Below are 20,782 nucleotides of genomic sequence, written 5' to 3' on the forward strand. Positions count from 1 at the left end.
CGAAGTCAACTCCCTCGTGCCGCGCTGGCCTAGACCGATGTGCGCAGATCATTGCACGATCCGCTCAACTTTGTTCGAATCGTGCGCCGCAGTGGCAGGTGCGCGTGCTTCACTGGACCGGTGGATCACCTGGGCGAACTGCGTGCTCGTATCGCGCGTCTTGCCGCAACGGGCAACGGGCCGGTGTGCATCGAGGGAATCACGGTCTTGTCGACCGAGCATCCGACCGAACCACTGGACTCGATCAACGAGCCGGTGTTCGCCCTCGTCGCCCAAGGGGCGAAGCGGATTGTCGTCGGCGAGCACGTCTTTGACTTCCGTGCGGGCCAATATGTCACCGTCACCGTTGATCTGCCGGTGACGTCGCAAATTACGCAGGCCTCTCGTACCGAGCCGTACCTCGTGTTCGGGCTGCCACTCGAACCCGCCGTCATCACCGCACTGCTCGTGGAAGCCGGTCCCGGTCTCGCCCGCCCGCGCACTGGACCCGCCATCGCAGTCAGTGACGCCGACGACGATCTGATCGACGCGGTCGTCCGGCTCCTCCGCCTCATCGACGAGCCACGCGATTTCGCCATATTGGCGCCCGGTGTGCGCCGTGAAATTCACTGGCGCCTGCTCAACGGTCCCCAGGCGTCACTCGTCAGAGAAATCGGGCTGGTTCAGAGCCCGCTCGCCGTCGTCACTCACGCGATCGAATGGCTCAAAGCGCATTTCGACGAGGTGATACGCATCGACGAGCTCGCAAAGGACGTCGGCGTGAGCGTCTCTTCACTCAACCGGCATTTCCGCGCAACGACCGCAATGAGCCCGCTGCAGTATCAAAAACAACTCCGACTCCAACGGGCACGCATCGAACTGATGACCTCGTCGCAGGACGTCGCCGCCGTCGGCCACTCCGTCGGCTATGACAGCCCGTCGCAGTTCAGCCGCGAATACCGGCGTATGTTCGGCGTTCCGCCGGGGCAGGACGCGATGCGTCGGCAGAACGGAGCAGACATCCGTTAGCCGCGGCCGCTAGCGGTCACGCGGGCGCGGGCACCGGTTCCAGTGGCTCACTTTCGATGTCGTCGTCATACAGCGGCTGCACGGGATCACCGCGCAACACCCTGCTCATCCGATCCGAGTCCAGTTGGCCCTCCCAGCGGGCCACCACCATGGTGGCCACGCAGTTGCCGAGCAGGTTCACCGACACGCGCATGGAATCCATGATCCGGTCGGCACCGAGCAGCAGTGCAACCGCGGCCACCGGGATGGCCCCGTGACCGATGGCGGCCACCGTCGCCGACAGCGCCAGGAACGACGACCCCGGCACGCCTGCCATGCCCTTCGACGTCAGCATGAGCACCAGGACGGCCGTAATCTGTTCCCCCAGAGAGAGATCGACGCCGAGCGCCTGCGCAAGGAACAGCACGCAGATCGACAGGTACAGCGTCGCCCCGTCCAGGTTGAACGAATAGCCGGTCGGCACCACCAAACCCGTTGTGGTGCGCGAACATCCGGCGTGCATCAACTTGACCATGATGCGGGGCAGCACCACCTCGGTGGATGCCGTGCCGAGTGCCAGGAACAGCTCGTCCTTGATGTAGACCACGAACCGCCACAGATTGACTCCGGCGAGGAACCAGGCGATCGCCGACAGGACCAGGATGAACAGCGCCGCCCCGAGGTAGCAGGCGCCGATCAGCTTGGCGTAGCTGCCCAGCGAGCCGATCCCGTACTGACCGATGATGTAGGCCATCGCGCCGAACGCCGCGAGCGGGGCGAGCCGCATGATCCAGCCGATGATGGTGAAGAACAATTCGCTCAGGTGCTCGATGAACTCGAAGATCACGGGCGGGCCGTGCTCGCCGAACTTCGCCAGCGCCAGACCGAACAGGACGGCGAAGAACAACACCTGCAGCAGCATGTTCTCGGCGAACGCGGAGATCACCGACGTCGGGATGATGTTGAGCAGGAACTCCACGGTGTGCGGCAGTTCGCCGTCGCCCGTCTTCTTCGCGACCGCGTCGGCTCCGGTGGCCAGCGTTTCCGCGTCGATGTTGAAGCCGGCGCCCGGCTTGACGACGTTGCCGATCAGCAGCCCGAACAGCAGCGCGAACGTGGTGACGACCTCGAAGTAGATCAACGCCTTCACACCGATCCGGCCGACCGACTTGAGGTCGCCGACGTGGGCGATGCCGACCACGACGGTGCAGAAGATGATCGGCGCGATGAGCATCTTGATGAGCTTGATGAAACCGTCGGCCAGCGGCTTGAGGTCGGCCCCGAAGGCGGGCCACAGCCACCCGACCAGGATGCCCGCGACGATCGCGACCAGCAGTTGGGCGAACAGCGAGGTGTACCAACGCCCCCTACGCGTCGGCGCCTCGGGTTTCGTCTCGAGTGGTGTGTCCGTCATCGACAACACGTAAGCGACATCGTGTGTCGAAACCGTGAGCGGCAGGTAACCACCGCGCTACGACGGCGGAGTCAACCGAGTGTGGCGGTGCCGTCCTGGTGCACCCGCACCTTGACGCCCGCGATGTCCTCGCGCGTGCTCGTCTGCGCTTCGGAGGTGTCGGTGATCACCGCGAGCGCACGCGTGTCCTCGGGCGTGCGGACCGCCAGGAACACCTTCTCCGGGACGCCGTCGCGAGTGAAGGGCGTGGTCCACGACTCCACGGTGCCCACTCCGGCCCAGTCCTCCTCGGCGATCCTGGTGGGCTCGGCGTCGACGGCGGATTGCACGTCCTCCCAGCGAAACTCACCGTCCGGCGGGTTGGTGCCATACACACCGAAGCTGTGCTTCGTGAGGTAGCCGCCGTTGGCCGTGATCAGTCCGAGCGTGCCGGGCGCCGACACGAGTTGCTCGGCCATGGTCGCGATCGAGTGGGAGACGTAGTTGTTCCACGGCCCGCCGGCGAAGGTGAGGCCGCCAGTGACGGTCAGGGGACGCTCGACGTCGTCGAGGGGCAGCCCGAGTTCGTTCGCGGCGACCTGGACCGCCGATGGGAAGCACGAGTACACGTCGACCAGTCCGACGTCGTCGATGCCGGTGCCCGCCAGTTCGAGCACCCGGCGGCCCGCCAACCGGATCGCCGGCGAACGATCGAATTCGGCGCGCTCGCCGATCAGATGGGTGTCGTGCGCATCGGTGCCTGCGTACGGGAACACCCAACGGTCGGTGGGAATCTGCAGATACGTCGCCTTCTCCGCGGACGTCAGGATCAGCGCGGCGCCCTGGTCGACCATGTTGTTCGAGTTCATCAACTTGGTGTACGGCGAGCTGATCATCCGGTTGCTCGGTCCCGGCTGCCAGATCTCCTCTGCCGACACGGCATCCCGGCTCCAGGCGTGCGGATTCCGCGCCGCAACGGCGCTGAACCGTACCCACAGCTGCCCGATCCGGCGGCGGTGCTCGTCGGGCGTCTCCCCCGCCGAGATGCGCAGCGCCTGCTCGAACATCGGATAGACGTAGGCGGGCCGGTCCAGGTGGATCTTGATCTCGACGGGCCCGGCCATCTGGAATTCGTCGTCCGCACCCTGCGGGGCGGGTACCGACTCGTCCTGCTTGGTCCAGTCCAGCTTGCCTCCGGCTGCGCGGACCTTGGTGCGGGTGCGCCACGTCTCGGCACCGGCGATGAGCACGATGTCGGTGCGGCCCCGCTGGATGTCGAGGCACGCCTGGTTCACCAGCGACTGCGGCACGTTGCCGCCGATGCTGGTGTACCGACTGTCGGCATGCGGCGCGCGGATGCGTTGCGCGAGAAGGAGACCGGGATTGCGGTACCGCCAGGACAGCAGGTTGACGATCCGCACCGAGTCGACGGCCTCCAGTACCCGGGGATCCGCGGCCGCGCGGGCGGCGCGCTCCATCAGGTCGACGGGCTCGATGGCGGGGTCGCCGTCGCGTTGGTTGACCTGGCCGTAGCCGACCAGTACGGGCGTTCTCGGATCGACGGGCATGGATCAGGCCGGTCCGACGCGGTAGATGGACTTCAGGCTCTGGTAGGCGGCCAGGCCTTCCGGCCCGAGCTCGCGGCCCATGCCGCTGGCCTTCACCCCACCGAACGGCGCCTGCATGTCCAGCACGTAGTCGTTGACGCCGATGGTGCCGGTGTGCACCGCCCTGGCGACGTCGGTGGCCCGCGCGACGTCCGTCGACCAGACCGTGCCGCCGAGTCCGAACTCGCTGTCATTGGCGATGTCGATCGCGTCGCGGTCGGTGTCGTACGGAATGACGGCAAGCACGGGACCGAAGATCTCCTCCTGCGCAATGCGTGCCGAGTTGTCCACGTCGGCGAACACCGTTGGCGAGACGAACCAGCCGCGCGGTTGGTCGGCCGGAATCGACCCGCCCGCAACCACTTTGGCGCCCTCGGACTTGCCGATCTCGATGTAGTCGAGCACCCGCTCACGCTGTCGCGCGCTGACCAGCGGGCCGACGTGGGTCGACTTCTCCAGCGGGTCGCCGACGGTGAGACCGTCCGCCAGCGCGGCGACGGCGTCCACCACCTCGTCGTAGCGTGACCGCGGAGCGAGGATCCGCGAGCTGAGGTGACAGGTCTGGCCGTTGTTGACGAACGATGCCGACCGCAGCCCCTTCATCGTGGCGTCGAGATCGGCATCGTCGAGGACGATGGCCGCCGACTTCCCGCCGAGCTCGAGAGTCACCGGGCGCAACAGCCGGCCGCACACCTCGGCGATGATGCGTCCGGCGTTGGTCGATCCGGTGAACGCCACCTTGTCGATTCCCGGATGCGCGACGAGGTGGGCGCCCGCCGCCGGCCCACCCGCGACGATGTTGAGCACGCCCGGCGGAAGGCCGGCGTCCACGGCCGCTTCCCCGAAGATCAAGGCGTCCAGCGCCGTTTCGGGTGCCGCCTTCAACACGATGGTGCAGCCGGCGGCCAGGGCGGGCGCGATCTTCATCGTGGCCAACGCCTGCGGGTAGTTCCACGGGGTGATGGCCCCGACCACCCCGACCGGTTCGCGGCGCACGATGGTGTGCCCGATCATCGCGGGCCTGATCTCCTCCGCAACGGCATCGGCGATCAGCCCGGCGTAGTAACGCAGCAGCGCGGGCGGGAACGCGCCGTTGGCGCCCCTGGACAGCGAGATCGGCATGCCGTTCTCGCGCGTGCACAGTGTGTTGGTGTCCGAGGCGCGCGCCTGTAGTGCATCGGCGAGCCGAACCAGGACCTCGGCGCGTTCGGAAGCGGGGGTCGCCCGCCACCCGTCCAACGCGGCACGTGCTGCGGTGACCGCGTCGTCGATCTCGGATTCCGTTGCGGCAGAGCCGTCGCCGAGCCGCTCGCCGGTGGCGGCCTCGATCACCGGCGACACGTCCGCCGCCTTGCGGAAGCGTCCGTCGATGAACAGCCTGCCACCGTCGAAGTCGGTCGAAACGGTCATGATGTGCGTCCTGTCTTCTCGGTGGAATCCGACCACGAGAACAGCACGTTCTCGGCGATCAAACGCTCGATGTCGTCGCCATCCAGATCCAGTAGCCGCGTGCCGATCTCCCGGGTGTGCTCCCCGGGCATGGGCGCGGGTCGCAGCGTGGCGTCGGCGATGTGCCGATAGGGCGCGGGGCGCGTCTCGGTGGGCATGGGCACGTCGAACATGGGGTGAACCAGGTCCGTGTACAGCCTGCGGAAGGCCACCTGCGGGTCGGCGAGCACGTCGACGGCGCGGTTCATCGGCCCGGCCGGCACGCCCGCGTCCTGGACCATCCAGGCGATGTCGTCCTTGGACCGGCTCGCGGTCCACGCCGCGACCGCGTCGACGAATTCTGCTGCACCGCTGGGAAGTTCGGAAATGCCGATGACCTTGGCCATGGCGACGCGGTCGGCGTCGGAGCGGACGGAGATCACGCACCACTCGTCGTCGCCGGCACACGGGTAGACGGCGTGGATCGCATCGTCGTCGACCACGGCGACGCCGGCAGCGCGGGCCGCCTCGGCCACATAGGACGCGGCGAGTTGGTTGACGGCCACCTCGGCCTGCGAGATGTGGACACTCGAGCCGCGAACGGTGGCGTCGCGGCCGATCAACGCCGCCAGTGCCGCGATCGCGGTGACCCTGGCAACGACGTGGTCGGGGAAGATCGTGGTGGCATCGTAGAAACCGGTGTCGGTGGGATCGTCGGAGCTCCAGAGCCGACTGATGCCGGTGGTCGCGCGCACCAGGGGGCCATAGCCCATCCTGGCGCTCCACGGCCCCGTCGCACCGAACGCGCTGCTCTCGGCCAGCACGATCCGCGGATTCAGCTTGCGCAGTTTGTCATAGGAGAAGCCAAGGGACGCAAGGGTTCCCGGCTTGAAGTTCGCGAAGACGGCGTCGGCGGTGGCAACGAGGCGCGCGAAGATCGCGGCGCCCTCGGGATGGCGCAGGTCCAGGCCGAGGCTCGACTCGTTCCGATGCGTCAGCGCCCAGGTCCTGCTCATCGGCTGGCCGGGCGGCGTCTGGCGCAGACCGTCGGGATACGCCGCGCTCTCGATCTTCACCACCTCCGCCCCGAGGTCGGCGAACAGCCTGCCGAGTTCGCCGCCGGCGACAATCACACCGAGGTCGAGGATGCGCAGATTTCGAAACGGTCTGCCGCCGAGATCACGGTCGGTAGGGTCGTCCTGCGGGCGGGCGGCGAGCCACGTGGCCTCGTCCGCGCCGACGGCCGGAGGGGGCCCGACGATCCCGGCGCGCCGGCCGTCGACCACGAACGGGCCGGAGGGCATCGTCAACGACGTCCCTGGCGCCACGTCGATCTGGGTGAGTGCGCCGACGGAACGGAAGTGGTCGGAGGTCAGCGCGTCGGCGGGTGTGAGCACCGCGGCGATCGGAACACCACGGCGCTGACCCTCCGCGACCAGGGCCCCCATCGTCTGCGTGCCGAACAGCTCTGCGATGGCGGCGTTGAGTTCCTTCGAGGCGGCGTAGCGGGCCCTGATGCTCTCGAACTTCGGATCCGAGAACTGCTCCGGTTCGCCAAGCCACGCCCACATGCCCCGCCACTGGCGCGCCGACAGCAGACAGATCCGGACGAACCCGTCGCGGCAGGCGAACGTCGGGTAGATCTGCTGATTGCGCGGCCTGCCCCGCCACAGCTCACCGGACCGCTTCAGCCCGACGGCGGCCTGCCCCTCCGAGCCGAACGGCGGATCCAAACACTGCAGGACGGCCTCGAAGCGGGAGAAGTCGATGTAATCGCCTCTGCCGCAGCGCAACCGGTGGTAGTAGGCGACGAGCGCCGCCCATGCCGCCTGCGTCGCGGCGGTGGCCGATGCGATGCCGTACGGCGGGAGGACCGGCCGGCCGGTGGTGGGGCCCGAGCGCGAAAGCGCGGTCGACATCGCGTACAGGACCGAGTCGGTGGCCTGCCACGGCGCCCTCGGCCCCGAGGTCCCGAAGTCGGTGACCTCGAGCGCTACCAGGTGACCGAACCGGTGCGCGAGCTCGGCGCATGACGTGCCGAACGCGGTGGCGCCCCGGACTGCGCCACCGTCGACCAGGATGTCGGCGTCGCCTGCCAGGCCGATGAAGCGCTCGCGGTCGACGGCGTCGGCCGGATCGAGCACCGCGGCGCGCTTGTTGGCGTTGTTCACGGTGAACTCGATGCCGACTCCCGAGACCGACGGCCGGCTCGTGCGGGCCGCGACGCCGCCGGGCGGCTCGATCTTGAGCACGTCGGCGCCGAGGTCGGCGAACAGCCTGCTGACGCCGTCGGACTCCGCGCCGCCCACGTCGAGCACCCGGACCGACGCCAAAAGCTGACACCTGTCAAGCATGCGGCTCAGTATCGTGCAGCCGCTCCCGGCGGTGTTTGGCGGGGTCCCAGCTTGGATATGCGGAGTTCATCCCCCGTTGACCCGCCTACACCACGATGGCTAGATGAGTTCACTGCAACCGCTGAACGACCAAGACCTTGCCGGCATCGATGCGTACTGGCGCGCCGCCAACTATCTGTCCGTCGGGCAGATTTATCTGCTCGACAATCCGCTGCTGCGGGCGCCGCTCGAGCGCGACCACGTCAAGCCGCGCCTGCTCGGGCATTGGGGCACCACGCCGGGTCTCAACCTGATCTACGCGCACCTCAATCGCATCATCCGCGAGCGCGACGCCAACGTCGTCTACATCACCGGACCCGGCCACGGCGGACCCGGACTGGTGGCGAATGCCTATCTCGAAGGTACCTACTCCGAGATCTACACGGGCATCGGCGAGGATGTCGATGGGCTGCGAAAGCTGTTCCGGCAGTTCTCGTTTCCCGGTGGCATCCCGAGTCACGTCGCCGCGGAGACGCCGGGCTCCATCCACGAGGGCGGCGAGCTGGGCTACGCCCTGGTGCACGCCTACGGCGCGGCGCTGGACAACCCCGACCTCGTGGTGGCCTGCGTGGTTGGCGACGGTGAGGCCGAGACCGGTCCGCTGGCGGCGAGTTGGCACTCCAACAAGTTTCTCGACCCGGTGACCGACGGCGCCGTGCTGCCCATCCTGCATCTCAACGGTTACAAGATCGCCAATCCGACGGTGTTGGCGCGGATTCCGCAGCAGGAACTCGAGTCGTTGCTCGTCGGCTACGGATACCGCCCAATCACGGTCGCGGGCGACGACCCGGCGAACGTGCACCAACAACTGGCGGCCGCGCTGGACGAGTCGTTCGACGAGATCGCCGCCATCCAGCGTGCGGCGCGGCTGGACGGGCAGCCGGGGCGTCCCCTCTGGCCGATGATCGTGATGCGCACGCCGAAGGGCTGGACCGGTCCAAAGGAGGTGGACGGCAAGAAGGTCGAGGGTACCTGGCGCTCACACCAGGTACCGCTGTCCGAGACGCACACCAACGACGAGCACAGGGCTCAACTCGAGACGTGGCTGCGCAGTTACGGACCCGAGGACCTGTTCTCCGGCGACGGAGCCCTCCGCGAGGAGTTGCGCGCCCTCGCCCCGACCGGCGAGCGACGGATGAGCGCCAACCCGCACGCCAACGGCGGGCTGCTGCTGCGGGACCTGGACCTTCCGCACTTCCCCGACTACGCCGTGGCCGTCGAGCAGCCGGCTTCCGACAGCGCGGAAGCCACCAAGGTGCTCGGCACCTTCCTGCGCGACGTCATCAAGCGCAACCCCGACCGATTCCGCTTGATGGGCCCCGACGAGACCGCGTCGAATCGGCTCTCGGCGGTCTACGAGGCGACCGACAAGGCCTGGCAGGCCGACGTCGAAGCCGACGACGAGGACCTGGCGCCCGACGGCCGCGTGATGGAGGTGCTGTCCGAACACCTGTGCCAGGGCTGGCTCGAGGGCTACCTGCTGACCGGTCGGCACGGCCTGTTCAACTGCTACGAGGCGTTCGTCCACATCGTCGACTCCATGCTCAACCAGCACGCCAAGTGGCTGACCAGTAGCGCTCAGCTCGAGTGGCGCCGGCCCATCGCCTCGCTGAACTACCTTCTCACATCACATGTTTGGCGTCAGGATCACAACGGAGCGTCACACCAAGATCCGGGATTCATCGACCACGTCGCCAACAAGCGCCCGGAGGTGGTGCGGGTCTACCTGCCGCCGGACGCCAACACGCTGCTGTCGGTGGCCGACCACTGCCTGCGCTCGCGCCAGTACGTCAACGTCATCGTCGCGGGCAAGCAGAACGCACTGACCTACCTGACGATGGACGAAGCGATCGCGCATTGCACCAGGGGCCTCGGGATCTGGGATTGGGCAGGTACCGCTGCCGCCGGCGAGGAGCCCGACGTCGTGCTGGCCTGCGCAGGCGACGTGCCGACGCTCGAAACCGTCGCCGCGGCCGACATCCTGCGACGCCGGCTGCCCGGTGTCGCGGTGCGCGTCGTCAACGTCGTCGACATCATGCGTCTGCAGCCCGAGTCCGAGCATCCGCACGGCATGTCCGACCGCGAATTCGACACGCTCTTCACCACCGACAAGCCGGTCATCTTCGCCTATCACGGCTATCCGTGGTTGATCCACCGGTTGACCTACCGGCACACCAACCACCAGCAGCTGCACGTGCGGGGCTTCAAGGAGCGTGGCACCACCACGACACCGTTCGACATGGTCATGCTCAACGACCTCGACCGGTTCCACCTGGTGATGGACGTCATCGACCGCGTCGAGGGACTGGGCAGCAAGGCCGCCTCATTGCGTCAGGAAATGGTCGACGCGAGGCTGGCCGCGCGGCGCTACACCCGCGAACACGGTGAGGACGATCCGGCGATCACGAACTGGAGCTGGGACAGCGGCTACCGGGCGGACGGCACCGAATCGCTGTCCCAGGACCGTCGCGGCGAGGATTGACGGCAGAAACCGCCGGTAGACTCGGCAGATCATGTCCGATGCCAGCGCCGTGGATGCGCCACCCCACCCGCTGATCGGTCAACTCTCCGCGCTGCACCACTTCCACGTCTACGTCGACATCGGCGTCGTCGTGGTGGTGCTGGCGCTCACGAATCTCCTCGCGCACTTCACCACCCCGTGGGCCAACGTCGTGGTGGTCCCCGCCGCGGCGGTGGCGCTGCTGGTGCTCGTCCGCTCTCGCGGGCTCGGCTGGTCGGAGCTCGGCCTCGGCCGTGAGCACTGGCGCTCCGGCGCGGGATACGCGCTCGCCGCGGTCGGGCTCGTCGGTTCGGTGATCGCCGTCGGTGCGCTGCTGCCGTGGACGCGGCCGATGTTCATGAACGACCACTACGCCACGGTGTCGGGTGCCCTCCTCGCCTCGATGATCATCATCCCGCTACAGACCGTGATCCCCGAGGAGCTCGCATTCCGCGGCGTCCTGCACGGCGCGCTGGACCGGGCCTGGGGCTTCCGCGGTGTCGCGGCGGCGGGCTCCCTGCTGTTCGGGCTGTGGCACATCGCCACGTCCTTCGGGTTGACGAGCAGCAACGTGGGATTCACCAGGCTGCTCGGCGGCGGCGTCGCCGGCATGGTCGCTGGTGTCGTGCTTGCGGTCGTCGCGACCGGCGCCGCGGGCTTCGTGTTCACCTGGCTGCGGCGGCGCAGCGGCAGCCTGATCGCGCCGATCGCCCTGCACTGGTCACTGAACGGGCTCGGTGCGCTGGCGGCCGCGCTGGTGTGGCACCTGTCGACCTGACGCGTCTTTAGTGCTCGGTGCGCCGGCGGGCGCGGAAGTCTCGATTCTTGAGCTTGTTTCCGCACGTCGCCATGTCGCACCAGGTTCCGCCGTGGTTGCGCGAGCGGTCGTAGAACACCCATCGGCAGTCGTCGTTCGCGCATGTCTTCAGGTGCTGCCACGTGCCGTCGCGCTGGGCGTCGGCGACCACGAGCAGCAGTTCCAGCAGACGCGCCCGCACCGAGTCCCCCGCCGGCGCCAACCGGACCGAGCCATCCGCAGTGACGGCCGCGCGCGCGAGCTCGCCGTCGGCAACGTGGTGCAGCGGCGCAGTGAGTGCGGGGTCCGGGACCACGCCGTCGGTGTTTTGCCGCACCAGGGCATGCAGTCCCGCGCGCACGCCCACCAGAATCCGGAGGTCGTCGTCGGTGGCGGTGGCGTCGGGTGCCAGCAGCCCGTTCGCCACCAACCAGGGCACGGCGTCCGCGGTGGTCGCCAATCGGTCGCGGCCGGTTTCCCGTTCGGCCGTGTTGATCAGGCGCTGAATGCGTCGCAAGGGTTCCGGCGCAGGTTTGGACTCCCCGTCTTCGAGCCATTCTTCGGATACCGGCGACATTCACTCAGTGTAGACCGTCCGTGACCGGTATATACGTTTGACTAGTCACTAGTGACCGGTATACCGTTGACGCTAGTCACGAAAGAAGGTTCGACATGCTGTCACGACACCAGCACCACGACGACCGACTCATACCGTTCGAGGATTCCGTCTCCGCCGAGCCCGACGTTCGCGCGCCGTTGTTGGTCCGACTCCGCACCCGATTGTTCGCCTACCGCTACGACCGAGAGATCGAGGACGGAATCAGCCCAGTCCCGGGCAGCCCCCTCGCCGTGCACGGGGCGCGGCTGGTCTCGCCCCAGGAACGCGACGACCTGGCGGGTGCGCTGCGCACCATCGTCCGCGATGCCGACGTCATCCGCGGCCCCTTCACCTCGCGGATACCGGTCCACTCGGCGGCCGTACACCATGCCGCCCCGGTCATCGACGAAGTGTGCGACCGGTTGACCGACCCCTTCCCGGTCCACGCTCGCGGGATGGCGCGCCTGCGGATCGTCCTGTCCGACGGATGCGGGCCGCTGTACCGGTCCGACACGGGGACGCTGGCCGCGGCGCTGCGCGGCGTGCTTGCCACGCTGTGACTAGACGGTGAGCACCGCGGCCCCCGCAATCCTGCCGCCCGCAAGATCGGCCAAGGCCTCGTCGGCGCGCGACATCGGGTACTGCGGGCTGGTCACCTCGACGCGGTGGCGCCCGACGAAGTCCAAGAACTCCCGGGCATCTGCGCGGGTGTTCGAACTGACCGAACGAACCTGACGCTCCTGGAACAGATGTCGCTGATAGTTCAACTCCGGGATGTCGCTGAGGTGGATGCCGGCGATCGCGAGCGTGCCGCCGCGGTCCAACGCTTCGAGCGCGGGCAACACCAACTCGCCCACCGGCGCGAACAGGATGGCGGCGTCGAGCTGCACCGGCGGCGGCTCGTCGGCCCCTTGTGCCGACGCCGCGCCGAGCGTCAGCGCGAGTTCCCTCGCACGCTCGCCGCGCGTCATCACGTGTACCTCGGCGCCCAGAGCCAGCGCCGCCTGCGCGGTGATGTGTGCACTGCCGCCGAACCCGTAGATCCCCAACCGGCCACCGTCGGGCAACTCCGCCCGCAGCAACGACCGGTACCCGATGATGCCGGCACACAACAGCGGCGCCAGTTCGGCGTCGGTGTAGCCGCCGGGCAAGCGGTGCGCGAAAGACGCTGGCACCGTGGCGAATTCGGCATACCCGCCATCGGCATCCCACCCGGTATAGAGCGACTGCGGACACAGGTTCTCACTGCCCCGCACGCAGTATCGGCAGCGCCCGCAGGTGTGGCGCAGCCACGCGATGCCAACCCGATCACCCACGCTGAAGTCACTGCCTGCCGTCGCGCCGAGCGCCACCACCTCCCCCACGACCTCGTGGCCGGGAACGACCCCGGCCCGGTGCACCGGCAGGTCACCTTCGGTGACGTGGAGATCCGTTCGGCACACACCGCATGCCGCGACGGCGACGAGGAGTTCGTCGGGCGCAGGCTCTGGCACCGGCACCGTGACGCGCTGCAGCGGACCCGTGCTCATCGGGCCCGGCAGGCGCACCCGCCAGGCCGACATGGTGGCGGCGGCACTCACCTCATCGAAAGCCCGGCGCTAGTTCTTGCGAACCATGCCGACGATCGACAGCAGGATCACCGACCCGATGATCGCCGTGAACAGCGTGAACCACCATCCGCCCGCCGCCGTGTCGAGGAAGAAGCTCAGCAGGAAGCCGCCGATGAGAGCGCCGATGATCCCGATGACGATGTTCATCAGGATTCCCGAGCCGCCGCCCTTGACGATCTTGCCCGCGATCCATCCCGCAAGCGCGCCGATGATGACGTAACCGATCCACCCGACGCTGGTGAGCGTGCTGGACCTTGCCAGGAACTCGGTAGCCGCAATCATTTCCATGACGAACCCCTGCCTGTCGCCGATCGACTCGGCGCACCCGCCGGGTCATCCTTCGGTATACCCGCGCAGAGTAACGATTCGACGTCCGAAACGTGCACGTTCGTCCATCGGCGACCTGAGATCAGCCCGGCGGCAACATCTCCGGCGGCGCATTGGTGACGGGCACCGGCACGCCCACACCCGGCCGCGGCGCGGGTGCGTTGGGATCCGGCGGCGGCGCATTCGGGTCCGGCGCGGGCGGCGGGGGCGGAGGCGGTGGCGTGAACGGTCGGATCGACTGCGCGAGTACGGTCGCGGCGGCCTTGTCGACCGGATGGGTGGCCGTGCCGAGCCACACGACGAACCACCGCTCGGGAGCCCGCTGGCCGCGCGGCGTGCCCGGTGCCGGCGTCGAACCGACCACGCCTGCCCAGATCTGGCCGGTGGGCTTGGTGGTGTCGGTGAACTTCACCTCGTAGTAGGAGAAGGCGCCCGGCTGGCCCGCGGCATCCAGGACACCGGTCTCCTGGCCGACGCGAGTTCCGGCGAAGGGCATGAAGAACTCGCCCATGTCGGATGCAAGCCGGGTGGCCGCCTTGGTGTTGTCGGTCTCGGCGCCGGCGAACAGCTTGAGGTCCAAACGTCCGAGCAGGACGCTGGTGTCACTCGGCCCCTGTTCGGTGCCTTCGGCGGGGATCTTGGTGAGCAGCGCCTGGCCGTAGGACAGCTGCGTCGCGTCGGAGACCTTCCAGCCGGCAGGCACGACGTAGCTGAAGCCACCCGACGCATTCTCGACGCGGCCAGGCTCCGGTGGAGGTGGCGGTGGAGCGTTCGGGTCCAACGGCGGCGCGTTGGGGTCGACCGGCGGCGGCGGTGGCGCATTGGGATCGGCCGGCGGTGGCGGCGGGGCCGGGAACATCGGCGCCGGAGGCGGGGGCGGCGGGGGCGGCACAACCGGATCCGCGTTCGCCGGACCGCCCGGCAGGACGAGGGTCACTGCGGTCGCGGCCGTGACCGTCGCGATCGCCAGCTTCCGCGCCGTGCTCCTGAGGTGTCGTGGGAACGCATCCGGCTGTGGCATGGGGACGAAAATACCGTGTTACCGCCGTGACGCAAGTGTGAGTTGCTCTTAAAGTGCCAAACTTGGAGATTGCTGTGCGCGGAAAAGTCCAGCCAGGAGCAAAATGGCGTGATTGCTGGCATGACAGTATCCCGAGGGGCCCGTGTGGGCCACGTCCCAGGGTCTCGTCCCTTTGATCGCGGGTGCCTCCGCCGCCGTTACGGGCGCGGATGGATCGCGATCTCCTGAGACTTCACCGCGAAGTAGACGCGCTGCCCGGGCGCGAGCCTCAGGCCGGTCGCGGACTCTACCGTGACGTCGGCCGCAAGGCCCGGCGCACCGTCGGGTTGCTCGTCGGCTCGGACGCGGATCGCGGGCCCACGGCTGTCCAGCTCGGTGATGACGACCTCGATGGTGTTGCGCGGGCTGCCGTGTGGCTCGTCGGGATGGACCGCGACGGCGGACGGCGCGAACACGGCCACGGCCGCATCGCCGGTGCCGAGGTCGTCAGCGACGGAGCCGTGCCACGTCGTCCCCCAGCTCGTCGCCAGGCTGCCGTCCGCCTCGATGCGTCCCGCGACCAGGTTCACGCCCGCGAACCGGGCGCCAAAGAAGCTGCGCGGCGTCGCGAGCACCTCTGCCGCCGTGCCGGACTCGGCGACGTGGCCCCCCTCCAGCACGAGCACGCGGTCGGCCAGTGTGACGACGTCGAGCAAGTCGTGGGTCACCAAGACCGCGGAACGCCCGTCGCGGGCCAGCACCCGGCGCAGCACCTTGCGCATCGCGGTCGCCACCCCCACGTCGAGACCCGTGAGCGGCTCGTCGAGGAGCAGGACGTCGGGCTCGGCGGCCAGCGCACGCGCGAGCGCAACCCGCTGCGCCTGTCCGCCGGAGAGTTGACGCGGCATCCGGTCGGCCAGGTCGCCTGCGTCCACTTCGTCGAGCCAGCGCTGCGCAACCGCGCGAGAATCCTTGCGCCCGAGGCGGTTTCCGGTACGCGGTCCGAACGCGACGTTGCTCGCCACGGTCAGGTGCGGAAACAGCAGCGGATCCTGCAGCAGCAGACCGACGCGCCGGGCGTGAGTGGCCACCAGGGTGCCCGCGGACGCGTCGGTCAACACGCGCTCGCCGATGCGCACCGTGCCGGCGTCGGGCCGCACCAGGCCCGCGAGCACGTGCAGCACCGTCGACTTTCCCGCTCCGTTCGGGCCGAGCAGCGCCAGCACCTCGCCGGCTGCGACGTCGAACTCGACGTCGAGACCCCGGGCCTCCACCAGCGCGCGCAGCTGCACACCGGTCACGATCCGTCACCAGCCACCCACGCCACCCGCCTTCAGCATGCGGCTGCCGAGGCCGATCACGACCACGGCGGCGACGACGACGAGCAGCACCGACAGCGCCACCGCCGCGTCGGCATCGCTCTCCCGTTGCAGATAGATCTCCAACGGCAGGGTGCGGGTGACGCCCTCCCGCGAGCCGGCGAACGTCAACGTGGCGCCGAACTCGCCGAGCGCACGGGCGAACGCCAGCACGGCGCCCGAGGCGAGCCCTGGCGCCAGCAGCGGCAGCGACACCCGCCACCACACCGCCGTCGGGCGCGCGCCGAGCGTCGCGGCCACCACCTCGAAGTCGGAACCGGCTGTGCGGGCCGCGCCTTCGAGCGCGATGACGAGGAACGGTAGCGAGACGAACGTCTGAGCCAGCACCACCGCCGTAGTGGTGAATGCGATCTGAATGCCCGCAGCATCGAGGTAGCGGCCGATGAGCCCGAGCCGGCCGAACGCGTAGAGCAAGGCGATACCGCCTACCACCGGCGGCAGCACCAGCGGCAGCAGGATCAGGGGCCGACTCCAACGCACCCACCGAGAATCATTGCGCGCCAACACCAATGCCAACGGCACTCCCAACACGATGCACAACGCCGTGCTGGCCGCCGCCGTCCTGACGCTGAGACCCAGTGCGGTAAGCGATGATTCGCTGGTGATCAGCGACAAGAACCGTGACCAGTCGACCTTGGCCGCCACCGCCACGAGGGGAAGGACGACGAAGATCGCCCCGGCCGCGGCGGGGAGATAGAGCCAGCGGGGCAGTCCCGTCGAACGCGTCAAGGCTTGGCGAAACCCGCCTGCGACAGGATCTTTCGACCGGCCTCCCCCGTCACCAGATCGACGAACTGGCCCGCCGCATCCGCATCTTTCGCACCCTTCAGGACGGCGATCGGGTACGTGTTCACGGCCGCGGAGGCCTCCGGAAACTCCACCTTGGTCACCTTGTCCCCCGCGCCGAGTGCATCGGTCACGTAGACCACCCCGGCGTCGGCTTGCCCACTGGTCACCTTGTTCAGCACGTCGGTCACCGACGATTCCTCGCTGACCGGGTCGAGTGTCACCTTCGTGGCCCGTTCGACCTTCTCGGTGGCCGATCCGCACGGCACCTGCGGTGCGCACGCGACGACGCTCAGTCCCGGTCTGGCGAGATCGGCGAACGACGTCACGTGCTTGGGGTTACCGGGTGCGACGACGATGGCCAGCGTGTTCTTCGCGAAGTCGACCGGGGCTGCGGAGAGCAGTCCCGCCGTCGCCGCCTTGTCCATGTTCTTGGTGTCCGCCGAGGCGAAGACGTCCGCCGTTGCGCCTTGCGTCAGTTGGGTGACCAGGTCGGAGGATCCGGCGAACGTGAAGTCGACCGACCAGCCGGGATGGTCGGTCTTGAACTGTTCTCCGATGGCCGTGAACGGCTGTTTCAGGGACGCGGCGGCGTACACGGTCAACGTCTTGCCCGCAGGCGGTTCTGATCCGCATCCGGTCAGCGCGAGCAGGAGAAGGAGGGGGGCCGCGGCAAGGACCGGCCGCATACGCATCACGGTGCTAAACCCTAGGTGAACTAACTCTGGGCATGTCGAGTGTTGTCCGCGTGGCGAGTTTCGCCAGCTAGCTACTGTCCAGTAACATGGCCGCTGAACTCGCTGGGTTCAACGACGAACACGAGGAGGCCTTGGTGATGGATGTGCTGCTCACCGGTGGCGATACCGAGCTTGGACGGACCATCGCGGAAGGTTTCCGCGACGCGGGACACCGCGTGGTGATCGCCGGTTCCCGCCGAGACGACCTGGAGGTCGCGGCCAAGGAGTTGGACGTCGACTCGATCGTCTTCGACAACACCGACGCGGCCAGCCTCGAGGAGTCCCGCGCACTGTTCCCCCACCATCTGGACACCATCGTCAACGTTCCTGCGCCACAATGGAATGCGGGTGATCCGCGGACGTACTCGCTGACCGACCGTGCCGCGGCGTGGCGCACTGCCCTGGATGCCACCGTCGTGTCCGCCGTGCTCACCGTCCAGATTCTCGGCGACCACCTTCGCTCCGGCGGGTCGATCATCAACGTGGTCGCCGACAATCCTGCCGAGGGCAGCCCGGAGTCGGCGATCAAGGCGGCGTTGTCGGATTGGACCGCCGGACAAGCGACTCACTTCGGCATCCGCGGCATCACGATGAACACCGTGGCCTCGGGTAGGGGTGCCGAGCCCGGTTACGACGGCATTCCCACGACTCCCCCGTCGGTGGCCGCCGAGATCACCCGGCTGGCGTTGTTCCTCACCACCCCCGCGGCGCGGCACGTCACCGGCCAGACGCTGCACGTCAGCCACGGCGCGATGGCCAACTTCGGCTGAGTTATTCCGTAGTTCGCGGGGAGCGAAACGGGGTTACGGTTCCGTTTAACCGTGGCTAGGGTCGAACGCGTGACGATTCGACTCGGACTCCAGATCCCCAACTTCTCCTACGGCACCGGCGTCGCGGAACTCTTCCCGACCGTCATCGCGCAGGCCCAAGAGGCCGAGGCCGCCGGCTACGACTCCGTCTTCGTGATGGACCACTTCTACCAACTGCCCGGTCTCGGCACACCCGACCAGCCCATGCTCGAGGCGTACACCGCGCTCGGCGGCCTGGCGACCGCGACCGAACGGGTCCAGCTCGGCACCCTGGTCACCGGCAACACCTACCGCAATCCCACGCTGCTGGCCAAGGCCATCACGACGCTCGACGTCATGAGCCAGGGCCGCGCCATCCTCGGCATCGGGACCGGCTGGTACGAACTCGAACACGACTCGCTCGGCTTCGACTTCGGCACCTTCACCGACCGCTTCAACCGCCTCGACGAGGCCCTGCAGATCATCCTCCCGATGCTCGAGGGCGAGCGACCGACCTTCTCCGGCAAGTACTACCGCGCCAACGAGGCGATGGCCGAGCCACGCTTCCGCGGACACATCCCGCTGATGATCGGCGGCAGCGGCGAGAAGAAGACCATTCCGCTGGCCGCACGGCACTTCGACCACCTCAACATCATCGCGGGATTCGACGAGCTGCCCCGCAAGCTGCAGGTGATCAAGGAAAGCTGCGAGAAGATCGACCGGGACCCCGCCACGCTCGAGACGAGCATGCTCGTCGTCGCATTGATCGACGAGAACGTGACGGCCGACCATATTCCCGACGACTTCAAGCAGCAGGCCGCGTTCGGCAGCCCGGAGCAGGTGGCCGAACAGATCAAGACCAAGGTTCTGGACGCAGGAGTCGACGGCGTGATCCTGAGCCCGGCGACCATGGGCGGATACCGGCCCGGCGGCGTCACGGCGGTCGCAGAGCTGCTGAAGCCGCTGATCACGGGGTGAACATTGGGTGCGGTGGGTTATCTCACTGCACTGCGGGGAAGCCTGCCGACTAACCTATCGGTTGTAAAGAATGGGTTTTCGTCGGCGAGGAGCAGCAATGAGCCACCCCGGAGCTACGGCAACGGATCGGCATAAGGTCGTCATCATCGGATCGGGCTTCGGCGGTTTGAACGCCGCCCAAGCGCTGAAGCGAGCCGATGTCGACATCAAGCTGATTGCCCGGACCACGCACCACCTGTTCCAGCCGCTGTTGTACCAGGTGGCCACCGGCATCATCTCCGAGGGCGAGATCGCCCCGCCCACCCGGCTGATCCTGCGCAAGCAGGAGAACGCCCAGGTGTTGCTCGGGGACGTCACGCACATCGACCTCGAGCACAAGACCGTCGAATCGGTTCTGCTCGGCCACACGTACCGGACACCGTTCGACAGCCTGATCATCGCCGCTGGCGCTGGGCAGTCCTACTTCGGCAACGACCACTTCGCCGAGTTCGCGCCCGGCATGAAGTCGATCGACGATGCGCTGGAGCTGCGCGGTCGGATCCTTGGCGCCTTCGAGCAGGCCGAACGGTCCAGCGACCCGGTGCGCCGCGAGAAGCTGTTGACGTTCACGGTCGTGGGCGCCGGACCGACCGGCGTGGAGATGGCGGGCCAGATCGCCGAGTTGGCCGACCAGACCCTGCGGGGCAGCTTCCGCCACATCGATCCGTCCGAGGCGCACGTGATCCTGCTCGACGCCGCGCCGGCGGTCCTGCCGCCGATGGGCGAGAAGCTGGGCAAGAAGGCGCAGGCCCGGCTGGAGAAGATGGGCGTCGAGGTCCAGTTGGGCGCGATGGTCACCGACGTGGATCGCAACGGCCTCACCGTCAAGGATTCCGACGGCACCATCCGGCGCATCGAATCGGCGTGCAAGGTGTGGTCGGCCGGCGTGTCGGCCAGCCCGCTCGGTCGCGATCTGGCCAACCAATCTGACGTCGAGATCGATCGCGCCGGTCGCGTGAAGGTCAATCCCGACCTGTCCATCCCAGGGCACCCGAACGTGTTCGTCGTTGGCGACATGGCGTTCGTCGAGGGCGTGCCCGGCATGGCGCAGGGCGCCATCCAGGGCGGCAAGTACGTGGCCAAGCTGATCAAGAACGAAGTCAAGGGCGCCGACCCCGCAGCGCGCGAGCCGTTCAAGTACTTCGACAAGGGCTCGATGGCCACGGTCTCGAAGTACAACGCGGTCGCGCAGGTCGGCAAGCTGGAGTTCAGCGGCTTCATCGCGTGGCTCGCCTGGCTCGGCTTGCACCTGATCTATCTGGTCGGCTTCAAGACCAAGATCGCCACGCTGCTGTCGTGGGCCGTGACGTTCCTCAGCCGCCAACGCGGCCAGCTGACCATCACCGAGCAGCAGGCCTACGCACGCACCAGGATCGAGCAACTCGAGGACATCGCCGCGTCGGTCCAGGAGGAGAAGGCCGCAAGCTAGCCACGTC

The 20,782-nt window shown here is 68.0% G+C and carries 18 protein-coding genes; 7 read left to right on the top strand and 11 right to left on the bottom strand.

Translation table 11 applies throughout. The annotated features are described in order from the left end of the window. Window positions 1-51 precede the first annotated feature (51 nt). Window positions 52-1,008 carry an AraC family transcriptional regulator gene (locus tag N536_RS0113060; protein ID WP_197040128.1) on the top strand — a complete coding sequence of 319 codons (957 nt, stop codon included), beginning with the start codon at window positions 52-54 and terminating at the stop codon, window positions 1,006-1,008. A 16-nt stretch (window positions 1,009-1,024) separates the two neighbouring features. Here N536_RS0113060 and dctA read toward each other — a convergent pair whose 3' ends face one another. The 4 genes from dctA to N536_RS0113080 form a co-directional block, all read right to left on the bottom strand. Then, the gene (gene dctA / locus N536_RS38350) at window positions 1,025-2,401 is read right to left on the bottom strand and encodes a C4-dicarboxylate transporter DctA (RefSeq protein ID WP_051574482.1); all 1,377 of its coding nucleotides are present in this window, start codon (window positions 2,399-2,401) and stop codon (window positions 1,025-1,027) included. Window positions 2,402-2,472: 71 nt separating this feature from the next. After that, window positions 2,473-3,948, bottom strand: coding sequence for an acetyl-CoA acetyltransferase (locus N536_RS0113070; protein WP_029114004.1), 1,476 nt, complete (start codon window positions 3,946-3,948; stop codon window positions 2,473-2,475). 3 nt (window positions 3,949-3,951) lie between these two features. Next, on the bottom strand, window positions 3,952-5,397 hold the full coding sequence (locus N536_RS0113075; protein ID WP_029114005.1) for an aldehyde dehydrogenase: 1,446 nt from the start codon (window positions 5,395-5,397) through the stop codon (window positions 3,952-3,954). Next, on the bottom strand, window positions 5,394-7,769 hold the full coding sequence (locus N536_RS0113080; RefSeq protein WP_036436169.1) for a CoA transferase: 2,376 nt from the start codon (window positions 7,767-7,769) through the stop codon (window positions 5,394-5,396). Before N536_RS0113080 ends, N536_RS0113075 begins: the two co-directional genes overlap by 4 nt. A 103-nt stretch (window positions 7,770-7,872) precedes the next feature. On the opposite strand from N536_RS0113080, the gene N536_RS0113085 reads away from it, so the two are divergent. Further along, on the top strand, window positions 7,873-10,290 hold the full coding sequence (locus N536_RS0113085) for a phosphoketolase (RefSeq protein WP_029114007.1): 2,418 nt from the start codon (window positions 7,873-7,875) through the stop codon (window positions 10,288-10,290). Between the two features lie 31 nt (window positions 10,291-10,321). Further along, complete coding sequence (locus N536_RS0113090) at window positions 10,322-11,086, top strand: CPBP family intramembrane glutamic endopeptidase (protein ID WP_029114008.1); 765 nt, start codon at window positions 10,322-10,324, stop codon at window positions 11,084-11,086. Between the two features lie 7 nt (window positions 11,087-11,093). Here the strand turns inward: N536_RS0113090 and N536_RS0113095 are convergent, their stop codons facing one another. Continuing rightward, window positions 11,094-11,681, bottom strand: coding sequence for a CGNR zinc finger domain-containing protein (locus N536_RS0113095; RefSeq protein ID WP_029114009.1), 588 nt, complete (start codon window positions 11,679-11,681; stop codon window positions 11,094-11,096). A 95-nt stretch (window positions 11,682-11,776) separates the two neighbouring features. On the opposite strand from N536_RS0113095, the gene N536_RS0113100 reads away from it, so the two are divergent. After that, complete coding sequence (locus N536_RS0113100; protein WP_036436171.1) at window positions 11,777-12,262, top strand: hypothetical protein; 486 nt, start codon at window positions 11,777-11,779, stop codon at window positions 12,260-12,262. Here N536_RS0113100 and N536_RS0113105 read toward each other — a convergent pair whose 3' ends face one another. The 6 genes from N536_RS0113105 to modA form a co-directional block, all read right to left on the bottom strand. Next, the gene (locus N536_RS0113105; RefSeq protein ID WP_029114011.1) at window positions 12,263-13,264 is read right to left on the bottom strand and encodes a zinc-binding alcohol dehydrogenase family protein; all 1,002 of its coding nucleotides are present in this window, start codon (window positions 13,262-13,264) and stop codon (window positions 12,263-12,265) included. Window positions 13,265-13,300: 36 nt separating this feature from the next. Then, complete coding sequence (locus tag N536_RS0113110; protein WP_029114012.1) at window positions 13,301-13,600, bottom strand: GlsB/YeaQ/YmgE family stress response membrane protein; 300 nt, start codon at window positions 13,598-13,600, stop codon at window positions 13,301-13,303. A gap of 121 nt (window positions 13,601-13,721) precedes the next feature. Then, window positions 13,722-14,660 carry an APA family fibronectin-binding glycoprotein gene (locus N536_RS0113115; protein ID WP_029114013.1) on the bottom strand — a complete coding sequence of 313 codons (939 nt, stop codon included), beginning with the start codon at window positions 14,658-14,660 and terminating at the stop codon, window positions 13,722-13,724. Between the two features lie 197 nt (window positions 14,661-14,857). Then, entirely contained in the window at window positions 14,858-15,940 is a 1,083-nt protein-coding gene (locus N536_RS0113120; protein WP_029114014.1) for a sulfate/molybdate ABC transporter ATP-binding protein, read from the bottom strand. 6 nt (window positions 15,941-15,946) lie between these two features. After that, window positions 15,947-16,747: an ABC transporter permease gene (locus tag N536_RS0113125; protein WP_029114015.1), complete on the bottom strand. Its 801-nt coding sequence runs from the start codon at window positions 16,745-16,747 to the stop codon at window positions 15,947-15,949. After that, window positions 16,744-17,493, bottom strand: coding sequence for a molybdate ABC transporter substrate-binding protein (gene modA / locus N536_RS0113130; RefSeq protein WP_029114016.1), 750 nt, complete (start codon window positions 17,491-17,493; stop codon window positions 16,744-16,746). The genes N536_RS0113125 and modA overlap by 4 nt, the downstream gene beginning before the upstream one ends. Before the next feature lie 146 nt (window positions 17,494-17,639). Between modA and N536_RS0113135 the strand changes: the two genes are divergently transcribed. The 3 genes from N536_RS0113135 (at window position 17,640) to N536_RS0113145 (ending at window position 20,775) form a co-directional block, all read left to right on the top strand. Further along, window positions 17,640-18,311 carry an SDR family oxidoreductase gene (locus tag N536_RS0113135; protein ID WP_029114017.1) on the top strand — a complete coding sequence of 224 codons (672 nt, stop codon included), beginning with the start codon at window positions 17,640-17,642 and terminating at the stop codon, window positions 18,309-18,311. A 69-nt stretch (window positions 18,312-18,380) separates the two neighbouring features. Beyond that, window positions 18,381-19,307, top strand: coding sequence for an LLM class F420-dependent oxidoreductase (locus tag N536_RS0113140; RefSeq protein ID WP_029114018.1), 927 nt, complete (start codon window positions 18,381-18,383; stop codon window positions 19,305-19,307). Window positions 19,308-19,404: 97 nt separating this feature from the next. Then, complete coding sequence (locus N536_RS0113145; protein WP_029114019.1) at window positions 19,405-20,775, top strand: NAD(P)/FAD-dependent oxidoreductase; 1,371 nt, start codon at window positions 19,405-19,407, stop codon at window positions 20,773-20,775. Window positions 20,776-20,782: the final 7 nt, after the last annotated feature.

It is taken from the genome of Mycobacterium sp. URHB0044 (assembly GCF_000620625.1).
Lineage (GTDB): Bacteria > Actinomycetota > Actinomycetes > Mycobacteriales > Mycobacteriaceae > Mycobacterium.